This window comes from Flavisolibacter nicotianae, assembly GCF_003628535.1.
Lineage (GTDB): Bacteria > Bacteroidota > Bacteroidia > Chitinophagales > Chitinophagaceae > Flavisolibacter > Flavisolibacter nicotianae.
Genome location: NZ_RBCI01000002.1, coordinates 722694 through 737536, shown reverse-complemented (window position 1 = coordinate 737536; position 14843 = coordinate 722694). Strand labels below are relative to the sequence as shown.

General features: G+C 51.3%; 10 protein-coding genes. 6 read left to right on the top strand and 4 right to left on the bottom strand.

What is annotated here, in order from left to right:
* Positions 1-170 precede the first annotated feature (170 nt).
* The 6 genes from D6024_RS08250 to D6024_RS08225 all read left to right on the top strand — a co-directional run bounded on the left by D6024_RS08250 (position 171) and on the right by D6024_RS08225 (position 10186).
* On the top strand, positions 171-5234 hold the full coding sequence (locus D6024_RS08250; RefSeq protein WP_121354089.1) for a translocation/assembly module TamB domain-containing protein: 5064 nt from the start codon (positions 171-173) through the stop codon (positions 5232-5234).
* Positions 5231-7519 carry a translocation and assembly module lipoprotein TamL gene (gene tamL, locus D6024_RS08245; protein WP_121354088.1) on the top strand — a complete coding sequence of 763 codons (2289 nt, stop codon included), beginning with the start codon at positions 5231-5233 and terminating at the stop codon, positions 7517-7519. Before D6024_RS08250 ends, tamL begins: the two co-directional genes overlap by 4 nt.
* A gap of 332 nt (positions 7520-7851) precedes the next feature.
* Entirely contained in the window at positions 7852-8112 is a 261-nt protein-coding gene (locus D6024_RS08240) for a hypothetical protein (protein ID WP_162944632.1), read from the top strand.
* 209 nt (positions 8113-8321) lie between these two features.
* On the top strand, positions 8322-8786 hold the full coding sequence (locus D6024_RS08235; protein ID WP_121354086.1) for a GNAT family N-acetyltransferase: 465 nt from the start codon (positions 8322-8324) through the stop codon (positions 8784-8786).
* 185 nt (positions 8787-8971) lie between these two features.
* Positions 8972-9721 carry a sulfite exporter TauE/SafE family protein gene (locus tag D6024_RS08230; protein ID WP_121354172.1) on the top strand — a complete coding sequence of 250 codons (750 nt, stop codon included), beginning with the start codon at positions 8972-8974 and terminating at the stop codon, positions 9719-9721.
* A gap of 225 nt (positions 9722-9946) precedes the next feature.
* Entirely contained in the window at positions 9947-10186 is a 240-nt protein-coding gene (locus tag D6024_RS08225) for a hypothetical protein (protein ID WP_121354085.1), read from the top strand.
* Between the two features lie 186 nt (positions 10187-10372).
* Here the strand turns inward: D6024_RS08225 and D6024_RS08220 are convergent, their stop codons facing one another.
* From D6024_RS08220 to D6024_RS08205, 4 genes are all read right to left on the bottom strand, one after another.
* Complete coding sequence (locus D6024_RS08220) at positions 10373-12430, bottom strand: alpha-ketoacid dehydrogenase subunit alpha/beta (RefSeq protein WP_121354084.1); 2058 nt, start codon at positions 12428-12430, stop codon at positions 10373-10375.
* A gap of 209 nt (positions 12431-12639) precedes the next feature.
* Positions 12640-13251 carry a fumarylacetoacetate hydrolase family protein gene (locus tag D6024_RS08215; protein ID WP_121354083.1) on the bottom strand — a complete coding sequence of 204 codons (612 nt, stop codon included), beginning with the start codon at positions 13249-13251 and terminating at the stop codon, positions 12640-12642.
* A gap of 156 nt (positions 13252-13407) precedes the next feature.
* Positions 13408-13983, bottom strand: coding sequence for an aminoacyl-tRNA hydrolase (gene pth, locus D6024_RS08210; RefSeq protein ID WP_121354082.1), 576 nt, complete (start codon positions 13981-13983; stop codon positions 13408-13410).
* A 236-nt stretch (positions 13984-14219) separates the two neighbouring features.
* On the bottom strand, positions 14220-14813 hold the full coding sequence (locus D6024_RS08205; RefSeq protein ID WP_121354081.1) for a 50S ribosomal protein L25: 594 nt from the start codon (positions 14811-14813) through the stop codon (positions 14220-14222).
* Positions 14814-14843: the final 30 nt, after the last annotated feature.

Genomic DNA, 14843 nt, shown 5'->3' with positions numbered 1-14843 from the left:
CCCGGGCAGCTTTTTTTATTGTCGGTAGCCCTGTAGAAATTGTTCTACAAGCATTTCTTCATCAGCCATTTGAACCGGAAATACAGTGCATTCATCCTGAAATAAGCCGAGCCTGTCAAGGGGAATAGTCTTTGTGAAGATAGATTATCCTATCGCCTTAACCGATACACATGCAGGAAGAAACAAAAACTGAACTGAGAAAACCCTCGTGGCCTCGCCGTGTTGGCAGGATCTTCTTGAAATCCCTGTTGTTCCTTTTCCTTTTCATCATACTGGTCTTTTTGCTGCTCCTTACCCCGCCGGCTCAGCGATTCCTGACAGGCCGCGTGGAGAACTACCTCGGGAAAAAGCTGCAAACCAGGGTTTCCATCGGCCGTATTGGCTTTGGCCTTTCAGGGAACATTTTATTGCAGAACGTCTACATCGAAGACCGCACGAAAGACACCCTCGTTTCGGGTGGGGCCATCAAAGCGCACCTGAACTTTCTCAAGCTTTTTTCCAACGAAGTGGAAGTAAAAGATATTGAACTGCAAAACATCGTGGCCAAGGTAAAACGTGTTTTGCCGGATACAGCATTCAACTACCAGTTTGTGGTGGACGCCTTTACCAGCGAACAGACAAAAAAACCCGACACGGCCCAAACGGCGCCGATGAAACTGAACGTGAGCGATGTGACGCTGGACAACGTTGTGCTCTCCTACCGCGACGCAATTACCGGTGTTGACATGTTCAGCCGTATTGGCTACGCCACCACCACCATCGACACCCTCGATCCATACACGCAAACCTTCGATTTTCCCTCGCTCATTGTTCGCAACACGACGGTGAAAATGAAACAGGTAAAACCGCTGCTGGAACCAAAGCCCCTGGCGGTTGACATCAAAGAAGCCCAGACGCCAACGCCGATGAAGCTCAATTTTGATGTCATCGACCTGACCAAGGTTTCGGTGCAATACGACAACGATGTTTCAGCGCTCTATTCAACCCTCTCGATCGGCAAGGCAAAAGTTGATGGCAAGTTGCTGGACCTGCAGAAGAACCGCATTTACCTGGACGAACTTTCCCTGGCCAACACCGTTGCAGCCATTCGCCTTGGGAAAAGCCCCGGCGCCGAAGTGGTGAAGCAACAGGCCAAACAGGAAGCCGTGGCGCAAACAACGGTGCCCTGGGATCTCCGCGTGGACAAGATGCAGTTTGACAACGCCGATATCCGTTACGATGACGACAACCAGCCGCGCCTTGCATACGGAATGGATTATTCCCATCTCAAGGCCGATGACGTTGTGTTGCATGCGGACAATGTGTTTGTGAAGCCTGATTCAACCGGGCTAACCCTGGTTAAAGCTTCGTTCAAAGAAAAAAGCGGTTTTGTGCTGAACGAGGCGAGGGGCGAACTTTTTTACGGTGCCAGCCAGGCTTACCTGAAAGACCTCTTCATCAAATCACCCGGCTCGGAAATCAAGCGCAACGCGGCCCTTCATTATGCCTCGCTTGCCGAACTGCAAAAACATTTTGAACGGGCTGTGATTGACCTGGATATTGAAAACAGCTATGTACAGGTGAAAGATATTTTGACCTTTGCGCCGCAGCTTCGCTCCCAGCCCGCGCTGCGCAACCCCAATGCTGTGTGGCGCATGAACCTGGAGGGACATGGCACCATGGACCGCCTGAACATAGCAAAGCTGCAGTTCGACGGCCTGCAAAACACCCATCTCAATGCCTCGGGTACGCTCCTGGGGCTTGCCAACCCGGCCAACGCCGGTGGCAATTTTACCATTTACCGCTTTCATACCACGCAGTCCGACATTGCCCTATTCGCCGGCAACAGTTTGAAACAGGCGGGGCTCGACCTGCCACAGTCTTTCGATCTTTCGGGGATGGTCAATGGCAATGCCGGCCGGCTGAATACACGCCTGAACCTGAACACGACCGACGGCGATATAGACCTGAACGGAAGCTTTGCCAACTTGATGAATCCATCTTCGCTCAGCTACAACGCCACAGCACGGGCCTCCGGTTTGCAACTCGGAAAAATCCTAAAGCAGCAGGGACAGATCGGCTCTCTAACGGGCACCTTCACCGCAAATGGCCGTGGCATAACGCCGGGTTCCATCAATACAACGTTTAAAGCGGCCATCAACCACGTGGGCTATAACCACTACGCCTACCGGAACATCAGGCTGAATGGCTCACTGCAAAAAACATTTTTTAAGGTCAATGCCGACGTGGCCGATCCAAACGCCGATATGACCCTGACCGCCAGCGGCGACTATGCTGCCTATGGTCCGTTCAAAATCAACGCCGACATCGACAGCGTGAAAGCCCAGAACCTTGGCTTCAGTACAGAACCGCTGACTTTTCATGGAAAGATCAACGGAACGGCTTCGGGCTTAAACTCCGACTCACCCGCGGCCGACGTATTGCTTACGCAGGCGCTGGTTGTTTCGGGAACCAACCGCCTGCCCCTGGATTCGTTGCAGATCATTGCCGGCAGGGACAATGAAAATTTCATCACGCTGCGCAGCGATATTGCCTCGGCGGAACTGCGCGGACAGTATCGCCTCATGGACCTGGGCAACATTATTCAAAGCAATCTTTCGCCTTACTTTACCGCGGCCGGCGCCACGACCCGCCTGCCGGCTGTGGCACCGTACGATATCCGGTTCCGGGCCGACCTGTATTTCTCTCCCGCGCTGCAGGGTTTTGTTCCCGACCTGAAAGAGGCCGACAATGTGCATGCGGAAGGAAGCCTGGCCACCGGGCAGGGACTCAATGCACTGCTCACCGCGCCAAAGATTGTGTACCAAACAAACGTCGTCAACAACCTGCAGGCACGGATCCATACGAACGACAGCGGTCTGCATGTGAATGCCACCATGGACCGGCTGAAGGCCGCAGGATTGGATGTTTATGCCACCCGCCTCAATGCCACAGCCCTGCACAATAACATCAACTTTTCGGTAGGTATAGACGACAGGAACAAGCGGAACAAATACATCCTTGGCGGACTGGTTTCGCTGGCACCCGACGGCAACATGACCCTGCACCTGAACCCCGACAGCCTGCTGTTGAATTACGATCGCTGGACGGTGTCGCCAAACAACAGCATCGTTGTCGGTAAAGGCGTTACGGCCAACGACTTCACCCTGTCGCAGGCCGGCCAGCAGTTGCGCATCCAAAGCCTGGGCACGGCGCCATCTTCACCGCTGGAAGTTCGCTTCACCAATTTCCGGATCGGTACCCTCACCGCGTTTTTAAAACCCGACACAACCCTGGTAGACGGCGTGATGAACGGCACCGCTACTTTCACCAACCTTACCCAGCAGCCCCTGTTCACCTCGAACCTCACCGTTACGGACCTGATGTTCCGGCAAGACACGGTGGGCAATCTGAATGCGCAGGTAAGCTCCACGGGCACCCGCTACAATGCCAACGTCACACTGACCGGCAAAGGAAACGACCTGGCCATCACCGGCTACATGGAACCAAGCGGCAACGAAATTGCCATGAACCTGGATCTTGCCATACGGCAATTCCAGTTGAACACATTTGAAGGCGCTCTGAAAGATTTTATCACCTCCGCAAATGGAGCGGTCAACGGATCGGTATCGCTGCGGGGCACCACGGCGGCGCCGAAGGTCGATGGCCGCATCAACTTCGACAATGTGTCGGTTGTAACGCAGGCCATTGGCGGGCCCTTTAACGTGGACAAGGAATCGCTGGTTGTGGTGAGCAACAAGGGACTGGAATTTAACCGGTTCAGCATCCGCGACTCAGCCAACAATGCGCTAACCATCAACGGCCTGGTGGGCACAACCAATTTTGTCAATTATGACTTTGATCTTGACATCCGGGCACGGCATTTCAGGGCGGTGAATACCACCAAAAAACAAAACAGCATTTACTACGGCAAGCTTTATCTCACCAGCAACGTGCATGTGGGTGGAACCGAAAGCGCACCCGTAGTTGACGGCAACCTGACGGTGGACGATGAAACGGACTTCACCGTGGTTGTGCCGCAACGGGATCCCGGCATTGTGTCGCGGGAAGGCGTGGTGCAGTTTGTGGATTTCAGCAATCCCGGGATTGATTCGCTGTTCCTGGCCACTTACGATTCCCTGAACCGTTCGGTACTCACCGGCTATGACATCACGACGAATATCGAAGTGAAGAAAGAAGCCAAGTTCAGCATCGTAATCGATGAAGCCAACGGTGATTTCGTGAACCTCCAGGGCGAAGCATTGCTTTCTGCGGGTATTGATCCCAGTGGCAAGATCAACCTCACCGGATCGTATGAAATTGAGCAGGGCTCGTATCAACTCAGCTACAATTTTATCCAGCGAAAATTCGACATTCAAAAGGGCAGCCGCATCGAATGGCTGGGCGAGCCGACAGCGGCCCAGTTGAATGTGAAAGCCGTCTATGTTGCCAACACAGCGCCACTCGACCTGGTGTCGAATTATATTTCAGCTTCCAGCACAGCGATCCGGAACACGTATTTGCAGAAGCTTCCCTTCCAGGTGTGGCTGAACCTGCAAGGACAATTGATGCAGCCGCAAATCTCCTTCGATATTATTTTGCCCACAGATAAAAACTACGGCGTTTCTTCCGACATCATCACCAATGTGGACACGCGGTTGACCCAACTGCGGCAGGAACCTTCGGAGTTGAACAAGCAGGTGTTTTCGCTCCTGCTCCTGGGACGGTTCGTGGGCGAAAATCCCTTCCAGTCAAGTGGCGGCGGGTTCAGCGCCTCGGCCTATGCCATGCAGAGCGCCAGCAAATTGCTCACCGAACAGCTCAACAACCTGACACAGGACCTCATCTCCGGTGTGGACCTGAACTTCGACGTTACGTCGAGCGATGACTATACCACCGGCTCGCGCCGACAGCGCACGGACCTCAATGTGGGTCTTTCAAAAAGTCTCTTGAACAACCGGCTGTCAGTAACCGTTGGCAGCAATTTTGAATTGCAGGGTCCCCAACAGCAAAGCGCCCAGGGTGGCAACAACATTGCCGGCAACATCGCCGTCAACTACCAACTGAGCCGCGACGGCCGGTACATGCTCAGGGCCTACCGGCGCAACGAGTACTTTGGCGTGGTGGATGGCTACGTGGTGGAAACAGGTCTTCGCTTTATCATCACTCTCGATTACGATCGGTTTATCGACATACTCAGACGAAGAAAACTACGCGTAGAAAACAAGGAAAAACAAAACCAGCCAGACCAATGATCAACCAATGGCGTAAATTGATTTTTACAGGATGCATCATCCTTTCGGCCTGCAGCGCTACGAAGCACATCCCGGCCAATGATGCCCTGTACACCGGGGCTACGGTAAAGCTTACGGCCGAGAACGTGAGCACACAGCAGCGAAAGGTATTACAGGCAGATCTTGAAGGCCTCACAAGACCACGGCCGAACAGCCGTTTTTTGGGCATCCCGTTCAAACTTTTGTTGTGGAACCTGTTTTACACCAAAAAAGAAAAAGGCCTGCGGGCCAACCTGCAACGAAAGCTGGGGCAACCACCCGTGCTGGCCAGCAGTGTTGACCTGGACGCCAATATAAAGCTGTTGCAGAATTACCTGGAGAACAAAGGCTTTTTCCGCAGCGGCGTAACCGCCGATTCGACATGGAAAAAGAAAAAGGCCAGCGTGACCTACACGGCCAACGCCGGGCCCCAATACAAAATCAATTCCGTAACGTTCCCCGCCGACAGCAGCACCCTTTCCACTGCCATTGCGCAAATCGGCCAGAAAACCCTTTTGAAAAAAGGCGAGCCCTACGACCTTGACCTGATCAGGGGCGAACGCACCCGCATCGATGCCCTGCTGAAGGAAAGAGGCTTTTATTATTTCAACCCCGAAGACATTTTGGTGCAGGTCGACAGCACGGAAGGCGACCACCAGGTGAACATGCGGCTGGTGTTGAAACCGGAAACTCCTCCGGAAGCCAAGGAGGTGTATTTCATCAACAATGTTTACATCTATCCCAACTACAGTCTGAACAGGGCTCGCTTTGACACGGCACAGGCAAACCGGGAGTTTTACAAAGGGTATTACATCACGGATCCGGTTCACAAGTTCAAGCCAAAGCTTTTTGTCAACACCATGGCGTTTACGACCGGGCAGGTGTACAACCGCACAGACCACAACAAGTCGCTGCAGCGCCTGATGGACCTGAACGTGTTCAAGTTCACCAAAAACCGCTTTCAGCGGGCCGCCGTGGACAGCCCGAAACTGGATGTGTACTACTACTTAACTCCCATGCCGGAAAAAGCGCTTCGTGCAGAAATCGGCACCGAAACGCGAAGCAATAACCTGAATGGAAGTGAAGTGAGCATCGGCTTCAAGCACCGCAACACCTTCCGGGCGGCGGAGCAAATGGACATCCGGGCCTACGTGGGCACCGATGTGCAGTTTAGCGGCACCTTCCAGAACACCACTACTTTCCGCATGGGTGGCGAAATCAATTTTTCGATTCCGCGGTTCGTGGTCCCCTTCTTCCGGTTCAAACCCAAGAGCAGCTTTATCCCGCGAACCAACATCCAGTTGGGTTATGAAGCACTGGACCGCAAAGGACTTTACACGCTCAATTCTTTCCACGGCGGTCTGGGTTACATCTGGCGAGAGTCGCCGGAGCTTTCGCATGAGTTCTATCCCATTGCCATTACCTACACAAAGCCGCAGAATATTTCTGACAAATACAGTCGCGAGATCATCAACAACCCCACCCTGCGCCACATTACCGATACGCAATTCATCCTGGGTTCTACGTATCAATACACGCTCAACCAGCAGGCGCTTGGCTTGCAGAAACGAAATACATTTTACCTGAATGGCCTGGCCGATGCCTCGGGCAACCTGGCCGGCCTGCTCACCAGCAGAACAGGGGTGAACAGCAAACGGATGTTCGGTCTTCCGTTCGCCCAATACCTAAAGGTAGAACTCGACGGCCGGTGGTATCGGCGCCTGGGCCTGAATACCACCTGGGCCAACCGGCTGGTAATCGGGTATGGAAAGCCGTACGGCAATTCGCAGGAGCTTCCCTACATCAAGCAATTCTTCACCGGTGGCAACAACAGTATCCGCGCCTTCCGCAGCAGGTCGGTAGGGCCCGGCACCTACCAGGCAGTGCCCACTTCGCAGGGCTTTATTCCCGATCAAACCGGCGACATCAAGCTGGAGATGAACACCGAGCTGCGGCCACGCATTTCCGGACCGCTGTACGGCGCCCTGTTTATAGATGCCGGCAATATCTGGCTGGCCAACGACAATCCGCTGAAGCCCGGGGCCACCTTCAACAGCGACTTTTTGAGTGAACTGGCAATGGGTGCCGGTGCCGGTATCCGGCTCGACATCACGTTGTTCGTGATCCGCTTTGACGTAGCCTTTCCCATTCGCAAGCCCTGGCTCGACAAGGGCAACCGGTGGGTGATCAACCAGATCCAGTTTGGCCAACCCGAATGGCGGAGTCAAAATGTGGTTTACAACCTGGCGATCGGGTACCCGTTCTAGTGAACAAATAGATTTTTCCTTTTTGTAAAATAGGTTTGCGCCCCCGCGAACCTATTTTTTTATGGAATGCCCGCTTTTGAACGAGCCAGTCTATTCAAGAAAGCTCGCAGGCTGGTACATGGCAGGAAACAAAAAAAGAGTAATGGCTCTAAACTGCAGTTATTGATCACCGTGAAGGTTCGGGTATTCTCTCCTATAATTGAATTTGTCTGCATGCCCAATGAGCCCAACCAGTTTCACTGTTCTGCAGTCCATCCGAAGTCAGCACTGAAACTTCTTTTGTTTTTTTGTGTGGAAACGGCCTGTTCGACCATCTCTATGAAAACATTGTTATGAAAAAAGTTGCATTGGGCCTTTTTGCATTCGCACTAGCCAACTTTTGCCATGCGCAAACAACTGCGAAAAAAGAAGATGTGAAATTTACCCCGCCCATCATTAAAAAGAATAAGCCGGCAAGTGTCACAAAGTTTACACCTCCCGTTATCTGGAAAGATAAAGGAACAAGCCGAACGCACACTGTTACGTATAAGAGCGGTGCGGCAAAAAAGAGGGAGAATGTAAAATTCACTCCGCCGGTTATCGTAAAGGATTAGGCAACGACATCTTTTGGCGATTTGACTTCCCCCCAAAAAGCCTGGGCCGCTTTTATTTAAAAAAAGCTGCCGGGAAGAAAACAAATATTCCACCGGCATTGATTTGTATTTTCAACTTCATATTCTTTATGACTGCGGGGCGTACAGGCAGATTCTACTGCCCACCTTTATGGATCCCTGCCTGTTTGCAGCAATTGAACAATAAGCATATGAAGTTCCTTCCGATCGATATCGACGAAACGAAAAATGCCAGGTTTTTGCAGAGCAAAGAGTGCCTCGATGTTTTAGGCGTGTACCCGGCCTTTTACCAGCGGGTTGGCTACCACCCGCCCTGGATCGGTTATTTCGTCTCCTACGACGGAGAAGAAATGATCGGTGTGGGTGGCTTTAAAGGCGCACCAAAAGACGGTCGCGTAGAAATCGCCTACGGCACGTTTGAAAAATTCGAAGGCAAAGGAATCGGTACGGAAATTTGCCGGCAACTGGTTTTGCTGGCCCTGCAAACCGATCCTTCCGTCATTGTTGCCGCACGAACCCTGAAAGACGGCCATGCTTCGATGCGGATCCTGCAGAAGAATGGCTTTGACTGCATCGGCACCGTGCTCGATGAAGATGATGGCGAAGTACTGGAATGGCAGCGCCAAAAAACGGTTCCCGGGCACCCGCCTTTTTAAAGCCGAAAACTGCAGGCCGATATACGGCAAGTGATTTCATTTTACAAGGATGGCTCGTATTCCGCTTCATCCCTTCGCACGATGCGGATGAAACAAAACTATCTCATTGTCCAAAGGCTACTTTCAGTCTTATTCGTAAAAACGAATTGTCTGCATCGTGCAGGGATGTATTACATTCGTCGGCCATGGATGCACTTTTCGAAGGCTCGTTTCTCAATTGGTTTCTCGTGGCGCTGGCGGCCTTTATCATCGGACTTTCCAAGGCTGGTGTAAAAGGGCTCGATATGATGAACGTGGCCCTGATGGCCATTGTGTTTGGCGGCAAAGCTTCAACTGGTGTGGTGCTGCCGCTTCTTTGTCTTGCCGACATGATGGCTGTGCGGTATTACCATCGACATGCACAATGGGAACATTTCCGGAAGCTGATGCCCTGGATGGTGGTGGGCATCCTCGTTGGCGTGTACATTGGAAAGGATCTGAACGAAACTGTTTTCCGTCGCGTCATGGCCCTGATCATCATTTGCATCATTGTGATTATGCTGGTGCTCGAATTCAGCAAACGCATTTCCATCCCCCACAACAAGACCTTTGCTGCTGTCATGGGAATCACCTCTGGTTTCACCACGATGATCGGCAATTTGGCCGGCGCTTTGTCCAACCTCTATTTTCTTGCCTTGCGCATGGAAAAAAATGATTTCATCGGCACGGCCGCCTGGCTTTTCCTGGTCATCAACCTGTTCAAGGTTCCTTTCCAGGTTTTTTCGTGGAAAAACATTACACCGGCTACGCTGTGGATCGACCTGCTGTTGCTGCCGGCACTGGTGCTTGGTTTTTTCGGCGGTCTTCGAATTGTTTCCCGCATCCGCGATGAGAGCTACCGTAAGGTGGTGATTGCGCTCACACTAATTGGCACCGTCTTTATTTTTCTGAAATAACCCGATGACTTCAATCGTTGGCAATACAGGCCCCCATTCATTTTTGCGTATTTCCCCTCTTTCATCTGTCACCGTATTTTCTACCTTAGCTCCCGGAAAGTTCTTCGTTTATCGTGCAACGTAACCGTACGTTTTCTTGTCTTTCCTCCAGTCACTCCTCTGAACAAACCCCATATTGAAACCAACAGAATCCGTCCTGGGAAGCCGCTAACAAAAAATACCATTATGCGCACCCTTCTCTTGTTTACAGGCTCACTCATTTACCCGGTGGTTATGTTCATCATTTCACCGCTGTTGCTCCTGGTCTATTCAGGTTTGTTCACAGCCCGTTTGTATATCCAGGTGAAAAAATACAGGCCGGCTCTTCGCAAAACGATTCGAAATTTTGCTTACCCGCAATTTCACCTGCCAATGAAGAAGCAGGCCAATGCACTCTGGTCGCGGGCTATCCGTTTTCATTTGTAAATGCCGTTTTTCCAGCTTAAGGGTCGATTTATTTTTCGGGAAACGGAAAGAAACCTTTCCGGCATTACATAGCAGGCTGGCGCAACCTGACAGCATTTCTTTCTGCACCTTGTGTTGCCGGAAAATAAAAAAGCCGGCGGTGTTGCCTGCTTTTCCCGATAAATGATTTGTGTGTTTGTCGTAGCGTCATCCGCCCAACAAGTCCGTTAGGCGCTGCTGCAGTTTTTCCGCGTTGGGAAGCATAGCGGCTTCAAGTCCGGTGTTCAGCGGCACAGCGGGCAGGTTCAAAGCGCCCAACACTTCTACGGGAGAATCGAGCCACCTGAAACACTCTTTGGCGATGCGGCCCGCCAGGGCTTCGGCAAATGAATTAGACTGCTGCTCTTCGGTCAACACCAGGCATTTCCCGTGTTTTTTTACCGTGGAAAAAACCAGTTCTTCATCCAGCGGAAAGAGCGTTCGCAAGTCAATGATTTCAATTTGGCCCGGAAGGCTTTTGGCGGCCGCTTTGGCCCAGTACACTCCCATGCCATACGTGATGACACAGGCCGACTCGCCGCTAAAAATAGCGTCGTCGCTTGCTTTCAGCACGACCGCACCTTTGCCAAATGGCAGCACGTAGTCGGCTGCCGGCTCAATGGTCCTCGCATCGTCGGTTCCTGGCACTTTGCTCCAGTAAAGACCTTTGTGTTCGAGCATCACTACCGGGTTGGGGTCGTGGTAAGCCGCCTTCATCAATCCCTTCATATCGGCAGCATTGCTTGGGTAGGCCACTTTAATTCCTTTGATGCTGAGCAACGTCGTTTCCACGCAGCCACTGTGGTAAGGACCGCCGCCGCCGTAGGCACCGATGGGCACACGAATGATGGTGGACACCGGAAACCGGCCGCACGAAAGGTAGCAGGACTTGGAAATCTCCGTCACCAGTTGATTGAAGCCGGGATAGATATAATCGGCAAACTGCACTTCCACGATTGGCTTCAGGCCCACGGCGCTCATGCCGACGGTTGAACCAATGATGTAGGCTTCCTGGATGGCTGTGTTGAATACGCGGTGATCGCCAAATTGCTCACCCAGTGTCGCTGCTTCGCGGAAAACTCCACCGAGTCGACGACCCACATCCTGGCCATACAAAAGACAATTCTCGTCTTCTTCCATCAGCTCACGGATGGCAAACAAAGCTGCATCCACCATGAGCACTTTGGCGCCACCGGAGGGAGCTCGTTCCCCTCTCTCCTCCTGCACAGGTGTGGGAGCGAAAACATGCATTGCCACTGCCGACGGATCGGGATCCGGCGCCGCAACAGCACTGTCAAAATCTGCTTGAATATGGGCATCCACTTCCGCTTCCATCTGCCGGATATAGTCCTCACCAAAATCGCCGGTCATGTAGTGCCGGAGCTTCAGGTAGGGATCGAGACTGGCATGTCGGGCCAAGTCTTCGTCGGTCCGGTAAAACTCTTTGCGTACACCACTTGTGTGGTGATTGAGGAGGCAAACCTTTGCATGCACCAGCCAGGGCCTGCGGTGTTCCCGCACGTCGGCAATGACTTCCTGCATGGCCTCGAAGCTTTCAAAAAAATCGGTTCCGTCAACTCTTCGCCGTTGCAATCCCTTGAAGCCGGCTGCATATTCAAAAGCATCCATTGCACGTCCTTCTTCGGCACTTACGCTAATGCCCCAGTCGTTGTCCTGCACCAGGTAAATGATCGGCAATTGCTTTAACACAGCAAATTGTAAGGCCTCCGCCACTTCGCCTTCTGTTACGCTTGCATCGCCCAGTGAACACACCACGACTGGCCTCTCCTCATTGCTGGTTGCTGATTGCCCATGGCCGATTTTTTCCTTGTATTGAATACCCTGCGCCACGCCGGTTGTTGGAATGACCTGCATACCTGTGGCACTGCTTTGATGCATGATTTTTGGCTTGTTTTCCGCCAGCGAATTCGGGTGCGAATAATAACTTCTGCCGCCGGTAAACGGATCGTCTCCCTTGGTCAGGAGTTGCAGCATCAGTTCGTACGGCGTCCAGCCCATACCCAGCAACATGCTCTCATCGCGATAATACGGGCTCACCCAATCCTGTGGTTTTAATTGAAAGGCCGTTGCCAACTGAATGGCTTCGTGCCCACGGGAGGTGGAGTGAACATATTTTGTAATGGCACGGTTGGCCTCGTAGGTTTCGGCCATCACTTTCGCACTGTACATCAGGCGGTAGGCCTGTAGTAATAAGTTTCGATCCATCCCCCCAGTCTTCCGAAAAGAGAGACCCGGATCAAAACGTTCATTTCTGTCTTCAGCCATGCGTTTACCTTGGTTTTCTGTCAAGCAAGCAAATAAAATTCAGGCACAAAATAAAGAAAGCAATTCCATCAAAATGGAATTGCTTTCTGCAATATCGAAGTTGCCGAAAAGAAATAGTTGCGAAAACAAAAGTCTCCTTTTAAGGGGACTTATTTCACTTCCAGGGCAAACAGGCTCTGGTCGTCCATGAACCCTTCCAGTTCATCCCCTACCACAGCTTCGCCCACACCAGCCGGTGTTCCGGTAAAAATCAAATCGCCGATGTTGATGGAAAAAAAGTTGGAGATATATGATACGATGTAATCGAAAGAAAAAAGCATGTCTTCGGAATTGCCCTGCTGCACCAGTTCCTTGTTTTTGTACAAAGCAAAGTTCACCGCATTTTTGTTTTTCAGCCCGGTGATCGGGATCCATTTCCCCACAACGGCCGAATTATCCCAAGCTTTTGCCTTTTCCCAGGGAAGCCCTTTTTGTTTCAACTCGGTTTGAATGTCACGGGCAGTGAAATCGATTCCGACAGAAACGGCATCGTAGTATTTGTTGGCAAATTTCTCCTGGATGTATTTCCCGTTTTTGGCAATGCGCAGCACCAGTTCGCATTCGTAGTGAAGCTCGTTGGTAAATTCCGGGTAGTAAAACGGGGTGTGCGGCTGCAACAAAGCACTTTTTGGCTTCATGAAAATCACCGGCTCATCCGGTATTTCGTTCTTCAGTTCCTTGGCATGGTCAGCATAATTCCTTCCTACGCAAAAAATTTTCATAATAACTGTGGTTTAAGTTTAAATAAAAAAGGATACTCACACCAATGCGGGCTGTTGATCCTTTCTATTTAGAGCCGATTCGTCAAAGGAAATTGGATTTTGGGCAGGCTACCAATCAGTGTTGGTCGTTCAAAGTAAATAAATTAATTATTATCCTCATAATGCAATGGTCAGATTGTTGTATTTGTTCATACTCGTGTTGATGCCCGCGGTGGCAAAGGTTTCGATTGCTTCCACACTGGCTTCGATTTTTTTTTGCACCACCGGTTCTTCTTCCTTTCGCCATTTTCCCAGCACAAAATCCACCTGCGCTCCTTTGGGGTAATTGTTCCCAACGCCAAACCGCAGTTTGGGGTATGCCGTTGTGCCCAGCACTTCCTGCAGGCTTTTCAAACCGTTGTGTCCACCATCGCTGCCACCGGCGCGGATGCGCATCTTTTCCAGCGGCAAGGCCACGTCGTCTACGACAACCAGCAGGTTTTCCAGCGCAATTTTTTCTTTGTCCATCCAGTACTTCACCGCCTTGCCGCTTAGGTTCATGTAGGTGGTGGGACAAATACAGATAAAAATACGTGCCTTCCATTTCACTTCGGCCACATAGGCTAAACGGTCCGTCCGGAATGTGCCGCCGTGCTTTTGCACAAAGGCCATCACCACGTCGAAACCAATGTTGTGACGCGTATGCGCATACTCATTCCCGACATTGCCCAAGCCTGCAATCAAAAATTTCATGACTGCAAAAATAGCCGCTGATGTGCAGGTTTCGGGAGAGAGGAAACAGATTTTAATTCTGCTGCATTCGCAGTATTGCAAACGCCCAATCTTTTTGAGAAAGGAAGTAACGCATCGTGCTTTCCTGAACCCTCTCTTAGGACATTAAAGTCGTTTCGTACCCGGCTAAAATGAAAACAGGACTGTTTCTTTCGAAACAATCCTGTTAATCCATTTAAAAACCAGGGAATCCGTGGTTATTTTTTGGCACCTTTTGCAGGAGCGGCAGCCGCTTCTTCCTGACGCAGGGCACGTGTTGTGACAACAGAAACGATAGGAATCCGTGGAGAGTTTATGATCTCGTAATTCGGATCTTTTACGTCTTGTACACGCAGGTTTTCGCCGATTTCCAACGCATCTACCGGCACTTCGATTTGCTCCCTCAGGTGCTTCGGGTACGTTTTCACCTTCAGTGATTTCATTTTGGGCACCAGGCGACCACCGGCTCTTACACCTGCAGCTGTACCTGTAAACTTCAGGGGAATGGTAGCGATCACTTTTTTGTCTTCTACCAGTTCCAGCAGGTCAACGTGGATCAGCTGATCGCTGACCTTGTCGAATTGAAGGTCTTTCAGAATGCAACGGTAGGTTTTGCCGTCTACGGTTACGTTTGCCAACTGGAAGTTCGGTGTATACACCAATGGCTTGAAAGCCTTGGCCGGAGCAGAAAAATTAATTTCCTGTGCACCCCCGTAAATTACACCAGGCACGAGTTCCTGAGAGCGAAGCTGGCGGGTGGCTGACTTGCCATGTTCGGTCCTCAGTTGTCCTTCGATTGTAATTGTCTTCATTGTATGAGTGTTTGTTTAAAAAAAATTCTT

What these genes read in the sequence shown, in the direction of transcription:
- D6024_RS08240 (WP_162944632.1), top strand. Translation starts at nt 7,852, where the DNA reads ATGAAAAAAGTTGCATTGGGCCTTTTTGCATTCGCACTAGCCAACTTT.
- D6024_RS08220 (WP_121354084.1), bottom strand. Translation starts at nt 12,430, where the DNA reads ATGGATCGAAACTTATTACTACAGGCCTACCGCCTGATGTACAGTGCG.
- D6024_RS08235 (WP_121354086.1), top strand. Translation starts at nt 8,322, where the DNA reads ATGAAGTTCCTTCCGATCGATATCGACGAAACGAAAAATGCCAGGTTT.
- tamL (WP_121354088.1), top strand. Translation starts at nt 5,231, where the DNA reads ATGATCAACCAATGGCGTAAATTGATTTTTACAGGATGCATCATCCTT.
- D6024_RS08230 (WP_121354172.1), top strand. Translation starts at nt 8,972, where the DNA reads ATGGATGCACTTTTCGAAGGCTCGTTTCTCAATTGGTTTCTCGTGGCG.
- D6024_RS08215 (WP_121354083.1), bottom strand. Translation starts at nt 13,251, where the DNA reads ATGAAAATTTTTTGCGTAGGAAGGAATTATGCTGACCATGCCAAGGAA.
- D6024_RS08250 (WP_121354089.1), top strand. Translation starts at nt 171, where the DNA reads ATGCAGGAAGAAACAAAAACTGAACTGAGAAAACCCTCGTGGCCTCGC.
- D6024_RS08205 (WP_121354081.1), bottom strand. Translation starts at nt 14,813, where the DNA reads ATGAAGACAATTACAATCGAAGGACAACTGAGGACCGAACATGGCAAG.
- D6024_RS08225 (WP_121354085.1), top strand. Translation starts at nt 9,947, where the DNA reads ATGCGCACCCTTCTCTTGTTTACAGGCTCACTCATTTACCCGGTGGTT.
- pth (WP_121354082.1), bottom strand. Translation starts at nt 13,983, where the DNA reads ATGAAATTTTTGATTGCAGGCTTGGGCAATGTCGGGAATGAGTATGCG.